Below are 22510 nucleotides of genomic sequence, written 5' to 3'. Positions count from 1 at the left end.
ATTCCCCCTATGATACTATCTTTGTGATTTTTACCTCTGTGAAATACTGCCTGTGTCCCTTTTTCCTTTTGTATCCCTTTCTCCTTTTGAACTTAAAGACGATGATCTTCTTGGCCTTGGCCGTTCTTATGACCTTTGCCTCAACCTTGGCGTTCTCCACATAGGGATTACCAACCTTGTCTCCAACCATCAAAACCTTGTCGAAGGATATCTCGCTTTTGTCCTCCACTGGCAGCTTCTCAACCCTTATGATGTCGCCCTCTTTCACTATGTATTGCTTTCCGCCGGTCTCTATAACTGCAAACATCACTAACACCCCTTCTTTTCCTTCAAATTTAGCCTTAAGCTAATACAAAATTTACCCTCTTTTGTCAAATACTTGTTTAGTGTTTATGCATCAGATAAAGGGATAGGGCAAGTGCAAGTATGCATAGGGCAAAATAGAGCATATAGATGGGGCTGTCAAAGTGCATATGGAGCATCCTTTTGAAGAAGCTGACGATTAACACCATGACAACGACCTTGCCTATTTTATCCTTCAGTTCGTCTAAGGAGTGGATGGATAGGATCCTCTTTCCCACCTTGGTATCCTCTGCATCGTCTATGTCGCTTATGAATAGCTCGTATAGGCCGAATGAGAAGATTAGCATAACAACGGCTATTAGGTATAGATCCACAGCCCCTATAATCTGGCTGATCAGTTTACTGTGGAATTCGTCTTTCTCTGGATAGTGGTTGACAAAGAAGGAGAGCGTATCTTTCGCTGTGTGCCATATATCGACACTTGCTGTAATAAACATTATAAAAGCGCCGATCATGCCGAATATCACAGCGGTTATGACTATTAGCCTGCTTCTCCATAAGAGCCACTCGAATATGCCTTCCAATTTGCTTCTTTTGTCCATCGGTGGTAATTTAACATAAAAGTGCATTGTGTGTCCATTGGTAAATGGACCTTTTGAAAGGGGGGGTTGTTATGGAAAGGATTAAGGAGTCAGACAAGAGGCTGTTTGGGGAGTTTGCCGTGCTGTATGCCGGTTTTTCAAAAGATGAGAGAGATAGGCTTGAGGGTTTTTCTAAGGCTTACTCTGAGAGGTTGAGGGTGATTTTTTCTTGCCCCGATGATGGTGATAGGGTTGTGGGCGATATATTTAAAGGTGGGGATGGAAGGTGTAAGGATGAGGATACCGATTATCCAAGAACCGTTATAATGAGCGGATTTTCTGAGAAGGGGCTGTTCGATTTTCTAAAGGGATTGAAGGGGTTGAATATACCTATTCACCTTGTGGCCGTGCTGACAGAAACATCAAAGGACTGGAGGTTTGGCGACCTGATAAAGGAGCTTATCAGGGAGTCGGAAGAGGTTAGAAAGAGAAAAGCTCAATCCTTAAAAGAAAATCAAAGCTCTTGACAAAATATTGCTAAAATGATAACAACTTCTCGCAACTTTATGTGGGCGCATAGCTCAGGGGGAGAGCGCTTGCTTGACGCGCAAGAGGTCAGTGGTTCGAAACCACTTGCGCCCACCATTTTTTATTTTTGGGGAAGAAAAAGTGAGATTACAAAAGGGCACAAATATACTGGATTATGTTAAAAAGAATAAGCTAAAGAGTGTTATTGCAGTTAAGATAGACGGAAAAGTTGTTGATTTGGATACAACGCTGGATGAGGATAAGGATGTCGAGTTTATCGATGTAAATTCAGAGGAAGGGCTTGAAATACTGAGACACTCAGCAGCCCACATTATGGCTCAGGCTGTCCAGCATGTATTTGGTAATGCCAAGTTTGCCATAGGTCCTGCTATTGAGAACGGATTTTATTACGATATGGATGTGGGCAGGACGATAACGGACGAGGATCTCAAGAAGATAGAAAAAGAGATGAAGAAAATCGTGGGTGCAAACTATAAGTTCACCCGCCAGGAGCTTCCCAAAGAAGAAGCTATAAAGATATTTCAAGATAAGGGCGATGAGTATAAGGTTGAGATATTAAACGATATAGATGAGGATGTGGTTAGCCTCTATACGCAGGGCGATTTTACCGATCTATGCAGGGGTCCGCATATACCATCAACCGGGTATTTAAAATACTTCAAGCTTCTGCATGTGGCCGGTGCCTATTTCAAGGGCGATGAAAACAGGCCTATGCTTCAGCGCATATACGGCGCGGCCTTTGCAACAAAAGAGGATCTGGACAATTACCTGAAGTTTTTAGAAGAGGTAAAGAAGAGGGATCACAGGAAATTAGGAAAGCAGCTTGATCTTTTTAGCATAAACGACGAGGTAGGCCCCGGGCTTATCATATGGCATCCCAAGGGTGCCATGTTGAGGTATCTGATCGAGGAGTTTGAAAGGAAGGAGCACCTGAAGAGGGGGTATGAGTTTGTTAAGGGGCCTGAGATTTTAAGGACAGACCTGTGGAAGAGAAGTGGCCATTTTGACCATTACAGGGAGAATATGTATTTTACCGAGATAGACGGCCAGAGCTTTGGTATAAAGCCCATGAACTGCCTTGGGCATATCCAGGTTTATAAATCGAAGAAGAGGAGCTATAGGGAGCTGCCCAAACGCTATTTTGAGTTGGGTGTGGTGCATAGGCATGAAAAGAGCGGTGTTTTGCACGGCCTGTTGAGGGTTAGGGAGTTCACGCAGGACGATGCCCATATATTCTGCAGACCAGACCAGCTGAACGATGAGATCATTGGTGTTCTGAATTTTGTGCAGGATGTTATGGGTATGTTCGGTTTTGAGTATGAGCTTGAGATCTCAACAAGGCCGGAAAACTCCATAGGGACGGATCAGCAGTGGGAATTGGCAACCAATGCCCTTATCAATGCCTTAGAAAACACAGGCAGGGAGTATGAGATAAACGAGGGTGATGGGGCCTTTTACGGGCCAAAAATAGATGTGAAGCTAAAGGATGCTTTGGGTAGGAGGTGGCAGTGCGCCACGATCCAGTGTGATTTTACGCTTCCTGAGCGATTTAACCTGACATATGTGGATGAGGACGGCAAAGAGAAACAGCCTGTAATGGTCCATAGGGTTATATTGGGCTCGATAGAGCGATTTATTGCTATCTTAATAGAGAATTTCGAGGGTGATTTCCCGCTGTGGATAGCGCCTGTTCAGGCGAGGGTTTTGCCTGTTTCTGAGAAGCATGAATCCTATGCAAAAGAGGTTTTTGAGCAGCTTAAGGATAAGGGCGTTAGGGTTGAGCTTGAGGAGAGGAACGAGACCTTAGGCAAGAAGATAAGGTTTGCAGAAACCGACAAAATACCCTATATTCTCATTGTGGGAGATAAAGAGGTCGAAAGCAGAAGCGTATCTGTCAGGAGAAGAAAAGAAGGCGATCTGGGCTGTATGAGTATAGATGATTTTGTTTTGAGATTACAAAAAGAAGTAGATAGCAGGAGGTGATGCTATAAGAGGCGATTTTAGAAGGAAGGAACTTCCGCCCATCAACGAGAACATTAAAGCCGACAAGGTCAGGCTTATAACCGAGACGGGCGAGCAGGTGGGTATTGTTCCTTTGAGTGAGGCTTTAAGAAGGGCCGAGAATGCGGGGCTGGATTTGGTTGTTGTTAGCCCCAATAGCGACCCGATTGTTTGCCGTATAATGGATTACGGCAAGTACAACTATGAGAAGCAGAAGAAGCAGCAAAAGAGCAAGAAGGCTCAAAAGACCATTAAGGTTAAAGAACTCAAGCTGAGGCCAAGGATCGCAGAAAACGACTATCAGACAAAGCTTAAGATGGCCAGAAGCTTTTTAGAGGATAAGAATAAGGTTAAGTTCAATATCTTTCTGCGTGGCAGGGAGATCGACAAGAAGGAATTGGTGGAAGAACTTATTGAGCGGCTGAAGATCGACCTTGAGGGGTATGGCAGCCTTGAGGGTAAGCCGGATTACCAGGGAAGAAGGGTAAGCGTTTCCTTTGTGCCAAATAAATAGGAGGAGAAGATGAAGCTTAAAACCAGGAGAGCTGCGGCAAAGAGGTTTTCCAAGACGGCAAAGGGTCATTTTAAGCATGCAAGGGCCGGCAAGAGCCACCTTTTGTTTGATAAGACCAGAAAGAGAAAGAGGAATCTAAAGAGACCCAATTACATAAAGTCGGGTCAGGTTAAACACAATCTCAAAGAGTTGATGCCTTGGGGATAGAGGGAGGTAAAAATTGAGAGTAAAAACGGGTTTTAAGAGAAGAAGAAGACATAAAAAGATTTTAAAGCTTGCCAAGGGTTATTACCAGAGGAGGCATTCAACCTATAAGAATGCTGAGGAGAGCGTAAGAAGGGCGCTTGCCTATGCCTATAGGGATAGGAAGGTAAGAAAGAGGGAGTTTAGGAGGCTCTGGATTGCCCGCATCAATGCTGCTGTCAGGGAGTATGGCTTGAGTTATAGCAGGTTTATGCATCTTTTGAAGCAAAAGGGCATAGACCTAAACAGGAAGGTTCTGAGCCAGATGGCCATCTATGAGCCTGAGGCCTTTAAGAACCTTGTAGAGAATATTAAGGCTTCTTAAGAAAAAGAATTACTATGACCACCATAATGCGAAAAAGTGCTTATCATAAGCCTTTTTCGCATTTTTTAATTTTAAGGGGTGCCTATGGAACATCTCAAAAATGAATTTGAACAGCTATTAAAGGGTATAGAAAACCAGGAGCAGCTAAAGCAACTGAAGGCCCAGTTTCTGGGCAAGAAGGGTAAGATAACGGCTCTGTTTAAACGGCTTAAGGATTTAGCAGGGGATGAGAAGAAGGAGTTTGGTAAAAAGATCAATGAGCTTAAGGGATTTTGCGAGAGGCTTTTGGAGGAAAAATCGAAGGAGTTACTTGAAAAGGCCAAACAGGAGTCCTTAAAGAAGGAGGCCATAGATATAACGCTCCCTGCAAGGGGGGCAAACTTCGGGGCTATTCATCCCATAACAAAGACCATAATGGAGATTGAGGATATATTTAGAAGCTTGGGGTTTGGTGTTGAGAGCGGGCCTGAGGTGGAACTTGATCTATTTAACTTTGAGATGCTCAATATACCCAAGGAGCATCCGGCAAGGGATATGCAGGATACATTTTACATAAACGACAATGTTGTTTTGAGAACCCATACATCGCCCACCCAAATCAGGGTGATGAAAAGGCAAAAACCGCCTGTGATGTTCATCTCGCCAGGCAGGGTTTACAGGCGTGATTCGGATTTAACCCACTCACCGATGTTTCATCAGATTGAGGGATTGCTTGTTGATAAAAATGTCCGATTTTCGGATCTAAAGGGCGTTTTGAGCGAGTTCTTGAGGATGTTCTTTGGTGATGTCCCTGTAAGGTTTAGGCCGAGTTATTTCCCTTTTACGGAACCATCGGCCGAGGTTGATATAGGTTGTATTATCTGCAAAGGCAAGGGGTGCAGAGTCTGCTCCCATACCGGATACCTTGAGGTTTTGGGATGCGGTATGGTTCATCCCAATGTGCTTAAAAACTGTGGATACGACCCCAATGAGTATGTTGGTTTTGCCTTCGGGTTGGGTATTGAGCGCTTTGCCATGCTTAAGTATGGCATAGATAACATAAAGCTGTTCTTTGAAAACGACTTAAGGTTTTTAGAGCAATTCTCATATTCGAAGGGTAGGCTGTTATGAGGGTTTCCTATAGGTGGTTAAAGGAGTTTGTGGATATAGATGTAGATGCCAATGAGCTTGCAGACAGGCTAACAATGGCCGGCCTTGAGGTTGATAGCATAGAGAGAATAGATACATTCGGCAGTGTTGTGGGTGAGGTTGTCGGGGTTGACTATTCAGGTAATCTTGCATTGTGCAAGGTGGATATTAGAGCAAAAACCATAAACATAGCCACTGCCGATAAAAGCGTCAGGGTTGGTGAGAAGTTCGGTGTGGTTTTAGCAGGCTCAGAGGTTGGCGGTAAGAGGATAGAGAGAAGGCCGTTTGGCGATTTTATCTCTGAGGGTATGTTTTTATCCGCCGAGGAGCTGGGGCTTGAGGAGTCATCCAGTGAGCTTTTTAGGCTGGATAGTGGCTTTGAAAACGGCAAGAGGCTGTCTGATATAGATGAATTTGATGATAGTGTTATTGAGATAGAGCTTACACCGAACAGGGCCGATGCCTTGAGTATGCTTGGTGTTGCAAGAGATGTTGCGGCCTTGTTTAACAAGAGGGTTCACCTGCCCGAGGCCGGTTTTGATACGATTGATAAAAGAATAGACGAATTTGTAGATGTTGAGGTAAAGGATTATAAAAACTGCCCCAGATATACGCTTGCTATGGCTTCTGTTGAGGTAAAGCCTGCACCGTTTTTCATGAGGATGAGGCTTCTAAAGTGCGGTGTTAGATCCATAAACAACATAGTGGATATTACAAACTATGTGCTTTTGGGGCTTGGCCAGCCCATGCACGCCTTTGATCTTGATAGGTTAAACGGCAATATAGTAATCAGGCCAGCCGTTGAGGGTGAGCGTATAGTTGCCTTAGACGGCAAGGAGTATGAGCTAAAAAACGATATGCTTGTGATAGCCGACCAGAAAGGCCCTATAGCCATAGCGGGTGTTATGGGTGGTGAGTTCTCAAGCGTTTCGGATGATACAAAAACCATAGCCTTAGAGAGTGCCTTCTTTAATCCGGTAAGCGTCAGGCTTACAGCAAGGAGGCTAAAGCTCCATACGGAGTCATCCCACAGGTTTGAAAGGGGTGTTGACCCAAATCTGGCTCTAAATGCAAGCAGGTATGCTTTGAGTCTGCTTTCAAGGTATGCGAATGCAAGGGTATATGCTGGATTTATAGATAAAAAAGAGCGGGATTTTGAGAATAAAAGGATAGCGGTTAGTTTTGATGGTATAAACAGGCTGCTTGGTAGCAATTATGGATCGAACGAGATCGTCGATGTGCTGGTTGGACTAAACTTCGGTGTTGAGCAGACAGGTGAGGGTGTTGTTGAGGTTGAGGTGCCCACCTATAGGTTTGATATAGAGGGCGAGGCTGACATAGCCGAGGAGGTTGCAAGGATCAAGGGATACGACTCCATTGCGGATACGATGCCTGTTGTCAATACATACTTCAAGCCGCAGGATAGGGTGGATTTTTATGCAGACGAGGCTGTAAAGACCTTAGCCGATATGGGGCTTTTTGAGACGAAGAACTATTCCTTTGTGCATGATGAGAAGCTTAAGCTATTTGACAGCAATGAGGAGAGCTTTGTTTATCTTAAAAACCCTCTAATCGATACCCAGAATGTTATGAGAACAACCCTGGCCGTTTCGCTGCTTGATGTTTTGGTGTTTAATATAAGCAAAGGCGCAAAGGGTGTTCCTGTATTTGAGATAGGCAGGAGTTTCTTTAAAGACGGTGACTTTTGCAAGGAGTATATAAATGTTGGCTTCCTTCTGTGGGGTTTGAGCCAATTCAACATACACCAAAGGGGCAGGGCTTTTGATTTTTATGATGCCAAGGCTGTTTGCGAGGCTGTTGCAGGTATAGCTGGCGTTTCTTTTGAATACAACAGGTCAAATAGGGGCTTTTTACACCCCGGCAGAGCGGCAGAACTCGTTGTTAACGGTGAAAGTTTTGGGTATGTTGGTGAGCTGCACCCCGACCTCTATGCAGCTTATGAGCTGAAGTTTGACAAAAAGATGCGTGTTTTGATTGGCGAGATAAACCTAAGCAGGCTTGCTGAGTTGAATGTTGGCCATTCTATGTATGAGAGCCTGCCTAAGCTGCCCACCGTATGGAGGGATCTGGCTGTAGTTGTTGATAGGACTATAAGGTGGTCTGACATAGAAAGAGAGATTAAAGGAATCGATGGTGTTTATAGGGTGGCCCTGTTTGATATATACGATAAGCTTGAGGATGAGAATAGGGTGAGCTTAACCTTCAGGGTCGTTTTAAGAAACGATGAGAAGACATTTACCGAGGAAGAGATAGAGAAAATAATGGGCGATGTTTATCTTAGGTTGAAAGATAAATTCAATGCAAAGCTCAGGGGGGAATGATGGACTATAAAGATACGCTGCTGTTGCCTAAGACGGATTTTCCTATGAAGGCCAATCTTATTCAGAAAGAGCCTATTATGCTTAAGAAATGGGACGAGATGGACATCTATCACAAGATCTTGGAGGATAGAAAGTCCAGGCCGTCTTTTATTCTCCATGATGGACCCCCTTATGCAAACGGACATATACACATGGGGCATGTTTTGAATAAGGTGCTTAAGGATATAGTTGTTAAGTCAAAAACAATGATGGGGTATTACTCCCCCTATGTGCCGGGCTGGGATTGCCACGGTTTGCCCATTGAACACAACATAGAGAAGGAGATAGGCAAGAATAAAAAGAACGCCATGCCCAAGTCCGAGTTCAGGAAGATGTGCAGAGATTATGCCAAAAAATACATAGACATCCAGAGGGAGGAGTTTAAGCGCCTCGGTGTGTTTGGCGATTGGGATAATCCCTATCTGACAATGGACTTTAAATACGAGGCAGACACATTAAGGGAATTGGGTAAATTCGTTGAAAAGGGGCTGGTTTATAAGGAGAAAAAGCCGGTTTATTGGTGCTATTCCTGCAAAACCGCTCTGGCTTTGGCAGAGGTGGAGTATCAGGATGATGAGAGTGAGTCCATCTATGTCAGGTTTGACTTTATAAGCGATTTGGGGAGCGAGGATAAGAGGTTTTTAGGTAAGGCTGTAAGCGCTATTATCTGGACAACAACGCCGTGGACATTGCCTGCCAACCTGGCCGTTGCGGTTAACCCGGATTTTGACTATGCCTTTGTTCAGATAGCCCCAAGGCATGTGTATTTGGTTGCTGCTGATTTAGTGGAAGGGTTGATGGAGAAGTTTGAGATATCCGAATATGAGCTAATAAAGACCGTCAAGGGAACAGAACTTGAGGATTACATATTGGCCCATCCGTTCTATGATAGGGAATCGAGGATTATACTTGGCGACCATGTAAACTTAGAGGCTGGAACGGGTCTTGTTCATACAGCGCCGGGGCATGGTGATGAGGACTATGTCGTGGGCAAGAAGTATCACCTGCCCATATATTCACCCGTCGATGATGATGGCAGGTTTTTGCCTGAGGTTGAATACTTTGCAGGTATGCATGTGCTTGAGGCAAACCCTAAGATTATAGAGCTTCTTAAACAGAAGGAGATGCTGGTTAAACAGGAGAAGATAACCCACTCCTATCCCCACTGCTGGAGGTGTAAAAACCCCATAATCTTCCGCTCGACGGAGCAGTGGTTTATCTCAATAGACAACCCCAAGGGTGAGCTGAGGAAGAAGGCTTTGGAGGCTATAGATAAAACCAAATGGATTCCATCATGGGGCAGGAACAGGATATACTCGATGATGGAAACACGCCCGGATTGGTGTATATCACGCCAGAGGGCCTGGGGCGTGCCTATAGCGCTATTTAAATGTAAAAAATGTGGAAGGGTTCAATACGATAAGGCTTTGATAGATAGGGTTGCCGATGAGATAGAGAAATACGGTGCAGATATATGGTTCGAGAAGGATGCAGACTATTTCTTGCCCGAGGGTTATACATGCGCATGCGGAAGCAGCGAATTTGAAAAGGAAAACGATATATTAGATGTTTGGTTTGACTCAGGTGTTTCCCATGCTGCCGTTTTGGAAAGAAGAGAGGAGCTAAGCTGGCCTGCAAGCATGTATCTTGAAGGGAGCGATCAGCATAGGGGTTGGTTTCATTCGTCTCTGCTTGAGAGCGTTGGAACAAGGGATAGGGCTCCCTATGATGAGGTTTTAACGCACGGCTTTGTCGTTGACTCTAAGGGCAGGAAGATGAGTAAATCCCTGGGTAATGTCATACAGCCTGAAAAGATCATAAAGAAATACGGGGCTGAGCTTTTAAGGCTTTGGGCCTCCGCAACCGATTATAGGGAGGATGTCAGACTCTCGGATGAGATAATGAGAAGGCTGGTTGATAACTATAGAAAAATCAGAAACACCATCAGATTCCTGCTTGGAAACCTAAACGGCTTCGATGAATCAAAAAAGCTCAAATACGATGAGCTTGAAGAGATAGATAAATGGGTGTTGGCAGAGACGGAAAATCTAAAGGAGAGGCTGCTTAAGGCCTATGAGGATTACGAATACCATGTGATTTACAGGAATATGACCAATTACTGCATACTGGTTCTTTCCAACTTCTATTTAGATATACTGAAGGATAGACTTTATTGTGAGGCTAAGGATTCCAAGAAGAGGCTGTCTGCTCAGACGGCCATGAACGAGATATTGAGGGTCATTGTTTTCTACATGGCGCCGATACTCTCCTTTACCGCAGAGGAGGCATACTCCTATATGAACGGTTCAAAGCCGTCTGTTCATATGGAGGAATTTGTAAAGCCAAACGAAACATACAAAAACGATGCCCTTATTGAGAAGTGGAACAATCTAAGGAGGCTGAAAGCGGCAACGGATAAGGCCTTAGAGCTTGCAAGGAGCGAAAAGCTGATAGGCAACTCCTTAGAGGCAAAGGTCGTCGTTGATATAAAGTCCGACAGGATGAGGGGCGTTATAGAGGGGTTCTCCAAGGATGATTTGTCCGATATTTGTATAGTCTCTCAGTTTGACTTTGGCAGCCTTGACGAATATCTAAAGAAGTATTATGATGATGAGGCTGGCATCGATGTATATGTATTGAAAGCTGAGGGTGAGAAGTGTGATAGGTGCTGGAAGTATAGCCCAACAGTGGGTGATAACCCGACGAATGAAAAGATATGTGCAAGATGTTATAGGGTGGTCAGGGAAGGTTGAGCTATGGATCTGAGCTTAAAAGAGGGCGAATTTTTGGTAAGGCTTGCCCGTGAGGCGATAGAGTATTTCTTTAAAAATAAGGAGATTATGCCACTGCCTGAGGAGTATCCTGAGATCTTCAATCAGAAAAGAGGCGTCTTTGTTACGCTTAACAACTATCCGGATAGACAGTTGAGGGGGTGTATAGGTTATCCGCTTGCGTATGAACCGCTGATAAAGGGCGTGATCTCATCCGCTTTGAGTGCTGCTTTTGCCGATCCGAGATTTGAACCGTTAAACACGGTGGAGCTGGATAAGGTTGTCGTTGAGGTCACGGTATTATCCCCCATGATTCAGCTTGATTCCTCAAGGCCGTATGAGGAGCAGATAAAAGTCGGCAGAGACGGCCTCTATGTGGTTTGCGGGGCTGCAAGCGGTCTTCTTCTGCCTCAGGTGCCCGTCGAGTGGGGCTGGGATGAGGTGGCGTTTTTGGCCAATGTTTGCCATAAAGCGGGTCTACCCTATACATGCTATGAGGACTCGACTTGCACCTTTTACCGCTTTAGCGGTCAGATATTTGAGGAGGAGACTCCTAACGGCAGGGTGGTTGAGAAAAAAATTGAGGAGGTTTTGTAATGGAGAACATTCTTAAGGTTTACAAGGAGAAGTTGGCCAATGAGATAGCAAAGAGGAAGGCGGAGGTTAGAACCGCTATTGACATCAATGCCGCACTGGATAGGGTTAGGGATGAGCTTTCAAATAGCGGAAGAACCTTGCTTTCCATGTTGTTTGCAGAGCTTAAGGGCTATGTGGAGAAGAATAAGCCTGAGTTTATTCAGAACAATAAGGATAAATGGGAGAACATGCTTGAAAGGGCAAAGGCCTTAACCGAATACGGCCTTTATGTTGCACCGGTGGACCTATTAAAGGATAGGGAAAACTTGACACCCGTTTATGTGGGTTTGGGCGCCTTTGCTGCCACGACCCTAACAAGCAAGCTTTTAACCAAGAGGTTCAGACCCATAGTTGCTGCTTTGGTATCTGCCGTTGGCGGTGCTGCTTACTATGCCCTGTATGGTAAGGATGAGAACAAGGAGAGGGAGTTGCTCTCTCAATACATAGACGATGCCAACGATTGGATAAAGACAGCATTGGATAACATGTATAAGATTTTCAAGGATGCGCTTGCATAAGCTAATAATAGTTCTTTTGATCTTTTTGATTGCAGGATGCGAGGGGCAGAATGTCAAGTATCCTGCCCCTTCTGCTGTTTACAACACCCACAATAGTAAGACCTTAAGCAAACCGAAGACAATAAATAAACCAAGCAGAAAGCCAAAAAACAAAGGGATATGCCTTGCTGTTTCTGATATATCGGCCAATAGGTTAAGTAGGGCTGAGGTTAGATTGAAATCCCTTGAAAACGCCAACCTTTCCAATAAGGCCTATGCGCAGGTTTACTCCCTTATGTCGCTTGTTCGTTTCAGAAGACATTTAAGATATAAGGATTATGCCGAGATTGCCTATGCCTATGATGAGGACAACAGGCTTGCACGGTATATGTTGAAGAAAAGGCCTATCTTTGAGATAGCCCTAAAGATAGCAAAGGATTGGTGCAGATGATAACAAAGCAGATTGTTCTTGATAAGCTGAAAGAGATATACGAGCCGTGCGCCCCGATAATCGATATTGTAAGGATGGGTATGATCGACGATATACAAATAGAGGACAACAGTGTTAAGGTCTCTTTGATTTTAACAACACCCAACTGCCCTGCAAGGTTTAAGATGGTAAAAATCGTAAAGGGTAAGCTGGAAGAGATTGAAGGCATAGGCAATGCAGAGGTGGTTATATCTGATAAGAAGTGGAGCCCTGATAAGTTAAGCGAAGAAGACAGAAAGCGCTTAGGCTTTGTTTAGCTTATCCTTAAAGTATAGATAGAACATGTATGTCAGGGCCGTTGCTATGATGAGTCTTGTTATGATTATGTAGAATCCGTTTCCGCCTATTACGACAAAAACCAGCGTATCCTCTATAACGGCATGGCACATAGACAGATAGACCGCACTCAGGAGTATGTCTATCTTTGTCAGCTTTCCCTTATCGCTCTGGGCAAGCAGTATGCCGGAGCCGTATGTAATACCTAAAAAGATGCCGGTTAGCATCGATATGCTCGCCTGCTTGGAGAAACCCAGCGGTTTTAGCAGGATGTATAGAGCATCGAGGATCCTGTTGAATACCCTGCTGTTTTCTAAGAATTCATAGGCAATCATAAGCGGAACAATGATGAGTATAAGCTTTACGGATAACTTAAGGCTGCCGATAACGGCATGGCTTACAATATCAACCATATACAAACCTAAAAAAGGCGTTTAGACCCAAACCGGCCACAATCGATACTATAATTCTCAGGGTTATGGTAAAAGCTGCGTTTGTTCCGGTTTTGTGCAAGACGGCCCCCTCTATGATGAGGTTATGGGCAATCCCTGTCATAAGACCAACTATAGTAATTTGCTGCCATGTTGGATGCAAAGGGACAAGGGCTGCTATAGCGGCATAGAGGTTAACAAGATAGCCGCTGATTATGGCCACGGCCATCTTGCCCGTTAAACCCAGAGGTTCCATGAGTGGCGCTAAGGCCTTACCTATTATGTTTGCCGCTTGCGTGTGGCTTAGTATGTCTGTTGCTATATAAAACGGGATTATCACCTTTATGAGCTTTAGTGATACGGAAAGTCCGTTTTTTATACCGTTTTTTAGGTTATTCTGGATTGACATTCTTTTCTATGTAAACAGACATGGATGGGAAGGCAAACTCTATGCCTAACTCTTCCATTATCTCCATGATTCTTAGATTTACATCCTCTCTAATTGCCAAATAGTCGCCCCATATGGCTGTATCTGTGAAGCAGTAAATAAAGATGTTTAATGAGCTGTCTGCAAATTCTGTAAAATAGACCAATAGCGTTGCATCCTTGGATATGTGAGGGTGGTTTTTAAGCATCTCCCTGATACGGTTTACAGCCTCTTTTACCTTATCCTTGGGTGTGGAGTATGTTATGCCTATCTTGTATGTTATGCGCCTGATGTTCCTCCTTGAGAAGTTCTCTATTGCCGTGTTGGCTATGACGGAGTTTGGAAGGGAGATCAAGGATTTCTCAAATGTTCTTATGCGTGTGCTCCTAAAGCCTATATCCTCTATAATGCCCTCCACATCCCCTATTTTCACCCAATCGCCTATCTTGAATGGTCTGTCCAAGATAATCGTCAAGCCACCGAACATATTGGCCAGTGTGTCTTTTGCAGCCAGGGCCACAGCCAAGCCTCCTATACCCAAGCCCGTGATGATTGCACCGATGTTATACCCCCACTCCTGAACGATTAATATGAAGGCAACGGCTATAACGGAGGCTTTGATAAACTTGTTGAAAAACGGAACAAAGCTTAGACCTATCTCGTAATTCTTTCTTTTAAAAAACGCCTCCATGCTTTTTGAGAGTATGTTTTCTGCTCTATATAGCGCCCATGCAGCAAAGGATATGCCAAACGATATGAGTATCTTTGTGGCCACTATGTTGTATGCGGTCTCCAAATTTAGAATCAAAAAGGCCACATAGAAGCAAAAGACATTCAAAAAGGCTAATACCGGCGGTTCTATGATCTCTATTATATCGTCGTCTATCTGTGATTTTGTTTTTTTGGTTAGTCGCTTTAGGCTTGAGAATACGATCCTTGCTGCAATTTTTTTGGTTAAAAGCAACACAAACAGAACAATGAGTGCAGCCAGGAGGTTTTTTATTTCTATGTTCATGAATGTTTTGTTTAAGAACTCGTTGAATTTGCTCCACTGGTTCATGCTTAGTTTTTATTGTTATTTTTGTTAATAGTCAAGTTTTTGTGATTGGGGCTCATAGATAATCAAACAGGCTTTGTGATGTGAGCTTTGAACCGACCTGCAGCGTTGCCTGCATTACTATCTGATTGCGCTTGAATTCCGAAAATACATCGGCTATGTTGGCATCCTCAAGCTCGGATATGGTTTTTGTATTGGATAGCTTTATGTAGGATATCCTTTCGTGTGCCAGCTGAAAGCGATTGACCCTTGCACCCACTATGGATCTTGCTGCAAGGACCTGATCCAGGGAACTTTTGACCTTGCCCAATGCCTTCTCAACGGTGTTTGTTAGCTTGAATGAAAAGCTATCGCCCTTCTGCAGGATCGATGGAGCCCCACTGACATCGGGTTTTATTAGGTTTAGCCTAACGCCGGGATAACCATTTATCTCACCGTTGAACTCACTGCCCATCTTTGCATCCTTTGTTTGAATAACTATGTCGTCTAAGTTGCTCAATAAGGCATCTGACACATCGCTTGCTGTTGAAAAACCTGTGGATGTCCTTGAAAAGATCGTGGTTCCGTTTATCTGATCTAAGCTTTCAATCCTTGAGAAGTCCAACTGTTTATCTGGATCTTTGGGCACCTTCGTCTGTATGGAATACGAAAAACCGCTGCTCTCCCTTTTTATGTTTAACCCCACAACTGCAATGGTTTTGCCGTCGCTGTCTGTTATCTGAAGCATACCCACGGTTTTGGTCTGTCCTACATTGAGGGAGTTTGCTATATCTTCAACCTGTTCTTCTTTGATGGCGGAATAGTTGGTTGTCGATGTGTTCGCCACATACGCTACCTTAACAGTCCATGTATCGTTTTTATCGCCTAAATATTTCCCGCCGATAACAGGTTTGAATGTGGATATGTCCTGCCAGTTGGACGGTTTTCCTATCTGGTTTTTTGAATATGGATTCTTTAGTGCATAACTTGCATCCTCGAGTGCCCTGAATACATCCACGCCCCTGCCCAAGGTTTTTATATTGAATACGCCGAATATATTGGGTTTTTCATTACCCGAGGAATCCTCTATCTTGAACGATAGGTTGAATTTGCTATCCGATGGTCTTTTGTCTATTAGCTCTATCCTGCCGTTCTCGACCCTTGCCTCTATATCCTTAAATCCCCCGCTTCCACCCCTGGATGTCTCTGTGAAGCTCCCAAAGATGGGTATTTTGGATGTCTGCGTGTATGCGTACAGTTTTAGATTGCTGCTGCCTGGGGTGTTGTCCTCTATCTCTATCCTGCCGTGGTTTATGGATACAGACACATCGAAATTGCTCTCTATGGCATTTGCAATATCGCCCATGGTGGTGGAAGGTGTTAGCGATATAGTAGTGGATACTAAATTCCCATCATGGTCAAAACCCTTCAAAACCAGCGTTGAGCCTATGGCGTTGTGTATATTGGCATCGTTTATGCTTGAAAGCTGTGTGGCTGAGTCTATAGGTGTTCCGTCGTATTGAGCAAATGCCCTGTTGGATTTCAACACCTCCGTGGAATCAAGCCCGTGAATAAAACTCAAAAGCCCCTCTATATCCGATGAGCTTGCAACGGTGTATGTGCCTTTTACTAAATTGCCGCTATGGTCTGTGCCCTCTATGTTTATTACATCACCATCCTGAAGCTTATAGCCCGATGCGGAAGATGTCTGTCTTATGGCCTCGGCCAACTCCTCTGGCAGATCTAAATCGACAAGCTTCGATGATGCCGTCATGGGGTCCTGTGTTGTTGAATCTATTAGTTGATTATCGTTCTCTAAGGTTTGGTTTGTCGGTTTGTATATATCCTTGGCCGTGATATTTATGGGACTTGTCAGTTTATCCGAATATTCTATGTTTCTTTGCCCCTCATCACCCTGATATATGTTCCTTCCGCCGTTTTTATAGCTTAGGCTTAGGCTTGCAGAGATAGATGTTAGGTCGGCTGTTGGGTTTTGAAGCTCTATTTTTACCTTCAAACCTCTGCCTGTATCTATCCATTGCCCATCCTGGATTTTTTCCTCTATTGTTGGGTCTGTTAGGTCTATATAGCTGGACAGTATATTGCCCCCTGTGTCGGATTGGTCTTGAGAATCACTGTCTATAGATACTATATTGCTTTCAGTTGTTGCATCACCCTTGTAAAGCTTCAGCTTGCCATCCTCTATCTTGATTTGGTAATTTCCGCTTTCTAATTGGTTTATGTCTGAGAAGTTCTCCGTTGCGGCTATCTTTATGTCTTTTATGTTTGAGCCTTTGGTTATGCTTATTGTTGTTGCCTCATTTTGTATGGTCTGTATGGGCTTTGTGTCTGTTTTTGTGCCTGAAAACAGGTATTTGCCCTGAAATACCGTATTTGCCGAATCTATTAGCTCGTCTTTTATGGAGTCCAAGTTTTCGGCTATTGCCGTTCTGCTTGCTAAATCGTTGTTTAGGCTGTTTGCTCCATCCACCAGAAGCGTGCCGGCTTTATGTAAAAGGTCGTCTGCGTTGGATAGGGCAGTATCCTCGGCATCTAAATACGCATTTGCCGAGTTTATGTTTGTGATGTATTGGTCAAACCTCATGTTTATGTCTTTCAGGGATAGCACCTTTGATAGAGCTATTGGGTCGCTTGCCAGATCCAGCAGCCTTTTGCCGCTTGCCATCTTCTCGTTGTTTATATAGGTTTTTTCGTTTATCTTGTTTATGTTGTATAGAAAGTTGTTAAACAGGATATTATCGGTGATTCTCATCTTTTACCTCACCATGTTTATAAGGGTTTGTGTCATCTCATCAACCACCGATATAAACTTGGCGTTTGCCTGATACGCCCTTTGGAACTTTATTAGGTTTGCAGCCTCCTCATCCAACGATACACCCTCTAATGATTGCTGTGTGGTCTTTAGCTGCTGGTATACGGCCTGCTTTGCCTTATAGACCTCGTCAAACCGCTGTTTTGTTGAACCTATTGTTCCTAAGAATGCATTGTAATACTCATCTATCGTCTGGGTATTATTGACCATTACCTTGTTTAACTGAATCTGGGCTATGGCCTCTGCGTTTGAACTATCGCCTGGATTGAGCGTTTTGCCTGCAGCGATCTTGCTTGGATCGTTTCTCAATGTCCTGTTTATGTCTATATCTCCTGAGTCGTGGCCTGTAAAGAATGTGTTTATGCCAACGGCCGCTAAGAAGTTTGATGAATCGTATGTAAATGCGAATTTGTATCCGTTTAACGCCGTTATCTGAACATTTCCTGCACCGGATACACTCATTTGGGCATACCCCTGCAGGATATTGTTGAATCTGTTTATTAGTGAATGCTCATCAGATGCATCCTCTGCTATTAAGTGGTCATCGCTATTGACCGGCACGGTAAAAGTGCCCACATCGTTGCCGTTTTCATCGATGATTTTTACCTTAAACGAACCAGTCTTAACTGCTATATCTAAGCCTGTGGCCGATGTGAGGCTCAATGTAGCATTAGGATTGGCCTGATAGATGCCTTCAACCTGTGAATACGGTGTTAGGCCTGCCCCGCTTGAGTGTACTTTGTTGACCTCCTGTATCAGTGTTTTTGCAATGTTGTCGAGCTTTTCTTTGTATTCAGGTATTATGGTGTCCCTGAGGTTTAGTGTTGCCCCCAATGAACCGTTTTTTATCCTTGATGTTATGTCAACCTTGCTCCCGGAAGGCTCAACGAAATACACCCTGTAATATTCAGAACCATTGAGTTTCTCTGCGGTCAATTCGTTGTAATCCTTACCCGACACTATAGGCATACCGCCCAGAAGGATTGTCATCTCTGGCTTGGAGTTTTCATCGTATGCCCCTTCCAGTATGGTTACATCCGCTATGCTTGATAGTTTTTCAAGCAGAACGCTCCTTTCATCCCTCAATGTATTTGCGTGATCCTTGTCGCCCAATTCGGCTTTTTTGATCTCGTAATTTAGCTGGGCTATCCTTTTGGAGAGTGAGTTTATCTCGGTAATTGTTGAGCTTACCTGATTGTCTAAGTTTGTGCCTATCTGATGGAGGGAGGCGTTTGCATCCTTTATTGCCTTGGATAGGGTGAGACCCTTTTCTATTACCTGCTGCCTTGCCGTCTCTAAGTCGGGATTTAGGCTTAAGGCGTGCCAGGCGTTGAAGAACTGCTCCATCGCTCCTTTAAGTCCAACACCGTTTTCCTCGTTAAATACACTTTGTATCTCATCTAAGGATGAGTTTAATTTGTTGTAATAGCTCATCTCTTGATTGGCCGTTCTAACCCTTTTGTCTATCAGCTCATCCCTTGTGCTTATGATCTGGCTTATTTCTGCACCCGTGCCAAAGACCCCTGCATATGAGAGCATAGGCATAGACGGGAGTATATCGACCCTTTCCCTTGAATAGCCGGGTGTGTTGACATTGGCCACATTGTTTCCCGTTGTGTTTATGGCTGCTTTATTGACGAATATACCGCTAACGCCGATGTTTAAGGCATCAAAGATAGTAGGCATTTACACCCTCATATTCATCAGTTGTGTGTTTAGGTTTTTCTGGGCCTGTTTGTTGTAATTCTCCGTCGATAACAGGCCGCCATATAGATTTAGAAGGCTTCCGAAGAAGCTTAAATGCTCCGTTGCTATCATGCGGTTTATCTCGCTTTTGATCTTGAACTCCTTTAATTTTTCGTGCAACTTGCCGTTGAGCACCCTAACATCATCCACATCAATATCCCTGCTTGCAAAAAAGAGGAACTCGTTTATCGTATCTGCATCGTATACCTGCAGAAAATCCTTCAGTTGTTTTTGAATCTTACCTATCTCGTTGAATATCATCTGCTTTTTATTTGTTGCCTCCTCAAGCCCATCGGCGTCTATTGCTATGAGGCATTCCCTCTCTTGATTTGCCAGATCTATCAAACTTTCGTATCGGTCTATGAGCTTTAGAAGAAGCCCCTTTAATCGGTCAAGGCTATTCACCCTTCCACTCCTTAACAATTGACTTTGCTATAGCGTCGAGATCGGGTTTGTAAGAACCGTTTTCTATCTGCGCCTTGATCTGGGCGATCCTTTGGGCCTTTGCCTGTTCGTCTTCCTTTAGCTGAGCTAAAAGCTTTGCCTGTGGAGATATTTCAACCTTATCCAATTCGCTGCTTGGTTTTGTTGTGCTTGCCTGGCTTGCCTTTGCCTCTGTTTTTTCTGCTTTTGCGGTTTTGCTTTGTTGCTTTACATATTTATCGATTACGCCGCTTAGGTATGCGTCTATTTTCATGCCTCACCTCCAAGCCTTTTCTCACTTTTAGAATCGGCTGTTTTGATTAGAACTTTAGTATTTTTCATAGGCATAGGCAAGCACCTTTTTTACATAGTTTTGTGTTTCTTTGAAGGGTGGTATGCCACCGTATTTTTTTACATTGGCCGGCCCTGCGTTGTATGCAGCCAAGGCCTTTTTATAATCCTTAAACTCCTTGATGAGTTTTGATATGTATTTTGCCCCTCCCAATATGTTTTCCCTTATGTCCCAGATATTTTTCACACCTAATTCTATGGCTGTCTGGGGCATAAGCTGCATAAGCCCTATGGCTCCAGCTTTTGATACGGCTTTGGGGTTGAAGGACGATTCGGCCTTTATTATTCCATACAGCAGTTGCTTTGGCACATGGAACCTCTTTGAAGCCTCATCAACGGCTTTTTGTATCAACTCCATCTTCTTATCTATCTTTATCGGCTTGTCTTTGTTTAATGGTTTGAACTGTATCTCTGTTTTTAGCTTGATGGGTTCATTTGTGGTTTTTTCTATATGGGTTTTATAGTTTATGTAATCCTTAAGCGTATCAAAGAGCATCTTTGCTATACCAAAGGGTGAGCTTTGCGAGAACTTATCGCTCAAGGCGTTGATATACATCGATCTATAGATTGAATTTGCGGCGTCGTTTTTTACCATTGGGTCTTCAGGCACTGTCTTTTCCATTTGGCTTAAGAGTTGAGATATAAACATCGACTCAAACTGCCTGCACGCCTCCTTTAGCTTATACATATTCTCGATATTTACCGCCTTGTCCTTTAAAACGCCTATACTGCCTATCTGCATCATTACATCATCTCCAATTCTGCATTCAGGGCGCCTGCTGCCTTGATTGCCTGGAATATGGCCATCATGTCCCTTGGTGTTGCGCCTGCCTTGTTTAGGGCCTGTATAAGCTCCGATACCGTTGCGCCCCTTGGGAATGTCAAGAATTTACCCTTGCCCTCGCTTACGGAAACCTGTTTGTTGGTTATGGTGGTTGTTTTGCCCTTTGCCAATGGATTGGGCTGGCTTACCTCTTTTGTGCTGGTTATCGTTATTGTCAGGTTGCCGTGCGATATGCTGACCGGTTCTATGGTTATGTTGCCGCCAACAACGACCGTTCCCGTTTTTTCATCCAGCACGACCTTTGGCACAGATATCTGGTTTACAGATAGCTGGTTTATCTGTGAGATAAGCTCAACGACCGCACCCTTGTATAGCGCTGGCACATTGACCTTGACGCTGCCCCCATCTATCGGGAAGGCCATCTGTTTTCTGTAAAACCTGTTTATGGTATTGGCTATGCGTGTTGCCATCTCAAAGCTTGGGTTCTTTAGAGCCAGCACGAAGCTATCCTTTGAGTTTATATCGACATCAACCTGATTCTCCACTATTGCCCCGTTGGGGATTCTGCCCACCGTGGGGTGGTTTTTCCTGACCTTGGCTCCTCCGCCTGCTCCTGCGTTATATCCGCCTATGGATATGGGCCCCTGTGCCACGGCATACACCTTTCCATCTGGGCCCCTCAGTGGCGTCATTATGAGTGTTCCTCCCTGTAGGCTTTTTGCATCGCCTATCGATGAGACCGTGACATCTATCCTGTCTCCCTGCTTTGCAAACGGCGGCAGCTGTGTTGTGACCATAACCGCTGCTATGTTTTTTGTCTGGAGGCTGCCCATGTCTGATGGTGATAGCGTAACGCCAAACCTCTTAAGAGCGTTCACTATGGATTGTATGGTGAACTTGGAGCTTGAGCCATCGCCTGTCCCTGCAAGTCCCACAACGAGACCGTATCCGACTAACTGGTTATACCTAACACCAACGACATTGGTTAAATCCCTTATCTTGACCTCGAAGGCTAATCCATTTAGGGGTATGACGATAAGCATTAAAAGAATTACGATTCTCTTCATCTTTGACTCCTTAGAATGGCCTTAAGAGGTTCCATAGTTTTGTTAACCATCCCTCATTTCTTGATGAGCTTACAATGCCCTTGCCGTTGTAGAATATCTTGGCATCGGATATGTAAGCAGAATCTATCGTGTTATCTGAAGCTATCTGGTATTCGTCTATTATGCCTGTTAGTATGATGGTGTTTTCCTCTCCGTTTGTGTATACCTGTTTTTCGCCCCTTATGAACAGCTTGTGATTGGGCAATACCTTGACCACCCTTGCCGTTATGGTTGCCGTTAGCTGGTTGTTAACCTTGGATTCGCCGCTGCCTTTGAATGATGAGCTTGAGCCTGTATTCATCATATTTGAAGCACCGGCTGCTGCATTGAGCCTTTCCAAGATTTTGTTTTGCATTCCAAGGAGCGTTGTTAGGCCACTCTGGGACGATGTCTCCCTGCTGGTTTTGATGGATGATGAGTTTGAGCTTTGAGCTTGTTCTTTCACTATTATGGTGACGATGTCTCCAACATGTTTGGCCTTGATGTCGGAGAATAGGTTATCCGATGTGTTGTTCCACAAAGACCCTTCATGGTGAACGATCTGTGGCCTTACATCCGGTTGCTCCTTCACATACTCCGGCATTTCTGTGTATTTTCTTTCAACATTCGATGTGGTGCATCCGCTAAGTATGGCTGCTGCAACGGCCAATGCCAGAAACCTCTTCATCTCTTTCCCTC

General features: G+C 44.2%; 24 protein-coding genes and 1 tRNA gene. 13 read left to right on the top strand and 12 right to left on the bottom strand.

The genetic code is table 11. From position 1 onward, the window contains the following. Positions 1 to 7: 7 nt before the first annotated feature. Positions 8 to 307, bottom strand: a complete 300-nt coding sequence (gene rplU / locus D891_RS0107010) for a 50S ribosomal protein L21 (protein WP_025270412.1) — start codon at positions 305 to 307, stop codon at positions 8 to 10. A 76-nt stretch (positions 308 to 383) separates the two neighbouring features. Next, entirely contained in the window at positions 384 to 905 is a 522-nt protein-coding gene (locus tag D891_RS0107005) for a YqhA family protein (protein WP_025270411.1), read from the bottom strand. A gap of 71 nt (positions 906 to 976) precedes the next feature. Between D891_RS0107005 and D891_RS0107000 the strand changes: the two genes are divergently transcribed. The 13 genes from D891_RS0107000 (at position 977) to D891_RS0106940 (ending at position 12676) form a co-directional block, all read left to right on the top strand. Beyond that, positions 977 to 1411, top strand: a complete 435-nt coding sequence (locus tag D891_RS0107000; RefSeq protein ID WP_025270410.1) for a DUF3783 domain-containing protein — start codon at positions 977 to 979, stop codon at positions 1409 to 1411. A 43-nt stretch (positions 1412 to 1454) separates the two neighbouring features. After that, positions 1455 to 1529, top strand: a tRNA-Val gene (locus tag D891_RS0106995). A 24-nt stretch (positions 1530 to 1553) separates the two neighbouring features. Next, complete coding sequence (gene thrS, locus D891_RS0106990) at positions 1554 to 3416, top strand: threonine--tRNA ligase (protein WP_025270409.1); 1863 nt, start codon at positions 1554 to 1556, stop codon at positions 3414 to 3416. Beyond that, positions 3403 to 3948, top strand: coding sequence for a translation initiation factor IF-3 (infC, locus tag D891_RS0106985; RefSeq protein ID WP_332248434.1), 546 nt, complete (start codon positions 3403 to 3405; stop codon positions 3946 to 3948). The genes thrS and infC overlap by 14 nt, the downstream gene beginning before the upstream one ends. 9 nt (positions 3949 to 3957) lie before the next feature. Further along, positions 3958 to 4155 carry a 50S ribosomal protein L35 gene (gene rpmI / locus D891_RS0106980; protein ID WP_025270407.1) on the top strand — a complete coding sequence of 66 codons (198 nt, stop codon included), beginning with the start codon at positions 3958 to 3960 and terminating at the stop codon, positions 4153 to 4155. Between the two features lie 13 nt (positions 4156 to 4168). Beyond that, positions 4169 to 4516 carry a 50S ribosomal protein L20 gene (gene rplT, locus D891_RS0106975; protein WP_025270406.1) on the top strand — a complete coding sequence of 116 codons (348 nt, stop codon included), beginning with the start codon at positions 4169 to 4171 and terminating at the stop codon, positions 4514 to 4516. Between the two features lie 84 nt (positions 4517 to 4600). After that, positions 4601 to 5626: a phenylalanine--tRNA ligase subunit alpha gene (pheS, locus tag D891_RS0106970; protein WP_025270405.1), complete on the top strand. Its 1026-nt coding sequence runs from the start codon at positions 4601 to 4603 to the stop codon at positions 5624 to 5626. Beyond that, the gene (gene pheT, locus D891_RS0106965) at positions 5623 to 7986 is read left to right on the top strand and encodes a phenylalanine--tRNA ligase subunit beta (RefSeq protein ID WP_025270404.1); all 2364 of its coding nucleotides are present in this window, start codon (positions 5623 to 5625) and stop codon (positions 7984 to 7986) included. The genes pheS and pheT overlap by 4 nt, the downstream gene beginning before the upstream one ends. After that, positions 7986 to 10778: an isoleucine--tRNA ligase gene (gene ileS, locus D891_RS0106960; RefSeq protein WP_025270403.1), complete on the top strand. Its 2793-nt coding sequence runs from the start codon at positions 7986 to 7988 to the stop codon at positions 10776 to 10778. Before pheT ends, ileS begins: the two co-directional genes overlap by 1 nt. A gap of 3 nt (positions 10779 to 10781) precedes the next feature. Then, the gene (locus D891_RS0106955; RefSeq protein ID WP_025270402.1) at positions 10782 to 11393 is read left to right on the top strand and encodes a TIGR00296 family protein; all 612 of its coding nucleotides are present in this window, start codon (positions 10782 to 10784) and stop codon (positions 11391 to 11393) included. Then, positions 11393 to 11950, top strand: a complete 558-nt coding sequence (locus D891_RS0106950; RefSeq protein WP_025270401.1) for a hypothetical protein — start codon at positions 11393 to 11395, stop codon at positions 11948 to 11950. Before D891_RS0106955 ends, D891_RS0106950 begins: the two co-directional genes overlap by 1 nt. Continuing rightward, entirely contained in the window at positions 11937 to 12380 is a 444-nt protein-coding gene (locus tag D891_RS0106945) for a hypothetical protein (RefSeq protein ID WP_156919079.1), read from the top strand. Before D891_RS0106950 ends, D891_RS0106945 begins: the two co-directional genes overlap by 14 nt. Next, positions 12377 to 12676: a metal-sulfur cluster assembly factor gene (locus D891_RS0106940; protein ID WP_025270399.1), complete on the top strand. Its 300-nt coding sequence runs from the start codon at positions 12377 to 12379 to the stop codon at positions 12674 to 12676. The genes D891_RS0106945 and D891_RS0106940 overlap by 4 nt, the downstream gene beginning before the upstream one ends. Here the strand turns inward: D891_RS0106940 and D891_RS0106935 are convergent. Genes D891_RS0106935 through D891_RS0106890 form a run of 10 tightly spaced genes read right to left on the bottom strand, consistent with a single transcriptional unit; the run spans position 12662 to position 22499 of the window. Further along, positions 12662 to 13108 carry a nucleoside recognition domain-containing protein gene (locus tag D891_RS0106935; RefSeq protein ID WP_025270398.1) on the bottom strand — a complete coding sequence of 149 codons (447 nt, stop codon included), beginning with the start codon at positions 13106 to 13108 and terminating at the stop codon, positions 12662 to 12664. The genes D891_RS0106940 and D891_RS0106935 overlap by 15 nt on opposite strands. Beyond that, a complete protein-coding gene (locus D891_RS0106930; RefSeq protein ID WP_025270397.1) occupies positions 13101 to 13535 on the bottom strand; it encodes a nucleoside recognition domain-containing protein in 435 nt (144 codons plus the stop codon). The genes D891_RS0106935 and D891_RS0106930 overlap by 8 nt, the downstream gene beginning before the upstream one ends. Then, complete coding sequence (locus D891_RS0106925) at positions 13519 to 14613, bottom strand: mechanosensitive ion channel family protein (RefSeq protein ID WP_025270396.1); 1095 nt, start codon at positions 14611 to 14613, stop codon at positions 13519 to 13521. Before D891_RS0106925 ends, D891_RS0106930 begins: the two co-directional genes overlap by 17 nt. A gap of 52 nt (positions 14614 to 14665) precedes the next feature. After that, complete coding sequence (locus D891_RS0106920) at positions 14666 to 17362, bottom strand: flagellin N-terminal helical domain-containing protein (RefSeq protein ID WP_025270395.1); 2697 nt, start codon at positions 17360 to 17362, stop codon at positions 14666 to 14668. A gap of 3 nt (positions 17363 to 17365) precedes the next feature. Then, complete coding sequence (flgK, locus tag D891_RS0106915; RefSeq protein ID WP_025270394.1) at positions 17366 to 19108, bottom strand: flagellar hook-associated protein FlgK; 1743 nt, start codon at positions 19106 to 19108, stop codon at positions 17366 to 17368. After that, complete coding sequence (locus D891_RS0106910) at positions 19109 to 19573, bottom strand: flagellar protein FlgN (RefSeq protein WP_025270393.1); 465 nt, start codon at positions 19571 to 19573, stop codon at positions 19109 to 19111. It abuts the gene before it with no gap. Continuing rightward, positions 19566 to 19865 carry a flagellar biosynthesis anti-sigma factor FlgM gene (flgM, locus tag D891_RS0106905; RefSeq protein ID WP_025270392.1) on the bottom strand — a complete coding sequence of 100 codons (300 nt, stop codon included), beginning with the start codon at positions 19863 to 19865 and terminating at the stop codon, positions 19566 to 19568. Before flgM ends, D891_RS0106910 begins: the two co-directional genes overlap by 8 nt. 54 nt (positions 19866 to 19919) lie before the next feature. Next, on the bottom strand, positions 19920 to 20687 hold the full coding sequence (locus tag D891_RS09575) for a transglycosylase SLT domain-containing protein (protein ID WP_025270391.1): 768 nt from the start codon (positions 20685 to 20687) through the stop codon (positions 19920 to 19922). Further along, entirely contained in the window at positions 20687 to 21793 is a 1107-nt protein-coding gene (locus D891_RS0106895; RefSeq protein WP_025270390.1) for a flagellar basal body P-ring protein FlgI, read from the bottom strand. Before D891_RS0106895 ends, D891_RS09575 begins: the two co-directional genes overlap by 1 nt. 10 nt (positions 21794 to 21803) lie before the next feature. Beyond that, positions 21804 to 22499, bottom strand: a complete 696-nt coding sequence (locus D891_RS0106890; RefSeq protein ID WP_025270389.1) for a flagellar basal body L-ring protein FlgH — start codon at positions 22497 to 22499, stop codon at positions 21804 to 21806. Between the last annotated feature and the right edge of the window lie 11 nt (positions 22500 to 22510).

Source organism: Hippea sp. KM1, from assembly GCF_000526195.1.
Classification (GTDB): Bacteria; Campylobacterota_A; Desulfurellia; order Desulfurellales; family Hippeaceae; genus Hippea.
Note: the sequence above shows the minus strand (reverse complement) of the source record. Positions and strands in the feature narration are given on the sequence as shown.

Coding starts and splice junctions, on each gene's coding strand:
- rplU (WP_025270412.1), bottom strand. CDS start 307: ATGTTTGCAGTTATAGAGACCGGCGGAAAGCAATACATAGTGAAAGAG.
- D891_RS0107005 (WP_025270411.1), bottom strand. CDS start 905: ATGGACAAAAGAAGCAAATTGGAAGGCATATTCGAGTGGCTCTTATGG.
- D891_RS0107000 (WP_025270410.1), top strand. CDS start 977: ATGGAAAGGATTAAGGAGTCAGACAAGAGGCTGTTTGGGGAGTTTGCC.
- rpmI (WP_025270407.1), top strand. CDS start 3,958: ATGAAGCTTAAAACCAGGAGAGCTGCGGCAAAGAGGTTTTCCAAGACG.
- pheS (WP_025270405.1), top strand. CDS start 4,601: ATGGAACATCTCAAAAATGAATTTGAACAGCTATTAAAGGGTATAGAA.
- pheT (WP_025270404.1), top strand. CDS start 5,623: ATGAGGGTTTCCTATAGGTGGTTAAAGGAGTTTGTGGATATAGATGTA.
- ileS (WP_025270403.1), top strand. CDS start 7,986: ATGGACTATAAAGATACGCTGCTGTTGCCTAAGACGGATTTTCCTATG.
- D891_RS0106955 (WP_025270402.1), top strand. CDS start 10,782: ATGGATCTGAGCTTAAAAGAGGGCGAATTTTTGGTAAGGCTTGCCCGT.
- D891_RS0106950 (WP_025270401.1), top strand. CDS start 11,393: ATGGAGAACATTCTTAAGGTTTACAAGGAGAAGTTGGCCAATGAGATA.
- D891_RS0106945 (WP_156919079.1), top strand. CDS start 11,937: ATGCGCTTGCATAAGCTAATAATAGTTCTTTTGATCTTTTTGATTGCA.
- D891_RS0106940 (WP_025270399.1), top strand. CDS start 12,377: ATGATAACAAAGCAGATTGTTCTTGATAAGCTGAAAGAGATATACGAG.
- D891_RS0106935 (WP_025270398.1), bottom strand. CDS start 13,108: ATGGTTGATATTGTAAGCCATGCCGTTATCGGCAGCCTTAAGTTATCC.
- D891_RS0106930 (WP_025270397.1), bottom strand. CDS start 13,535: ATGTCAATCCAGAATAACCTAAAAAACGGTATAAAAAACGGACTTTCC.
- D891_RS0106925 (WP_025270396.1), bottom strand. CDS start 14,613: ATGAACCAGTGGAGCAAATTCAACGAGTTCTTAAACAAAACATTCATG.
- D891_RS0106920 (WP_025270395.1), bottom strand. CDS start 17,362: ATGAGAATCACCGATAATATCCTGTTTAACAACTTTCTATACAACATA.
- flgK (WP_025270394.1), bottom strand. CDS start 19,108: ATGCCTACTATCTTTGATGCCTTAAACATCGGCGTTAGCGGTATATTC.
- flgM (WP_025270392.1), bottom strand. CDS start 19,865: ATGAAAATAGACGCATACCTAAGCGGCGTAATCGATAAATATGTAAAG.
- D891_RS09575 (WP_025270391.1), bottom strand. CDS start 20,687: ATGATGCAGATAGGCAGTATAGGCGTTTTAAAGGACAAGGCGGTAAAT.
- D891_RS0106895 (WP_025270390.1), bottom strand. CDS start 21,793: ATGAAGAGAATCGTAATTCTTTTAATGCTTATCGTCATACCCCTAAAT.
- D891_RS0106890 (WP_025270389.1), bottom strand. CDS start 22,499: ATGAAGAGGTTTCTGGCATTGGCCGTTGCAGCAGCCATACTTAGCGGA.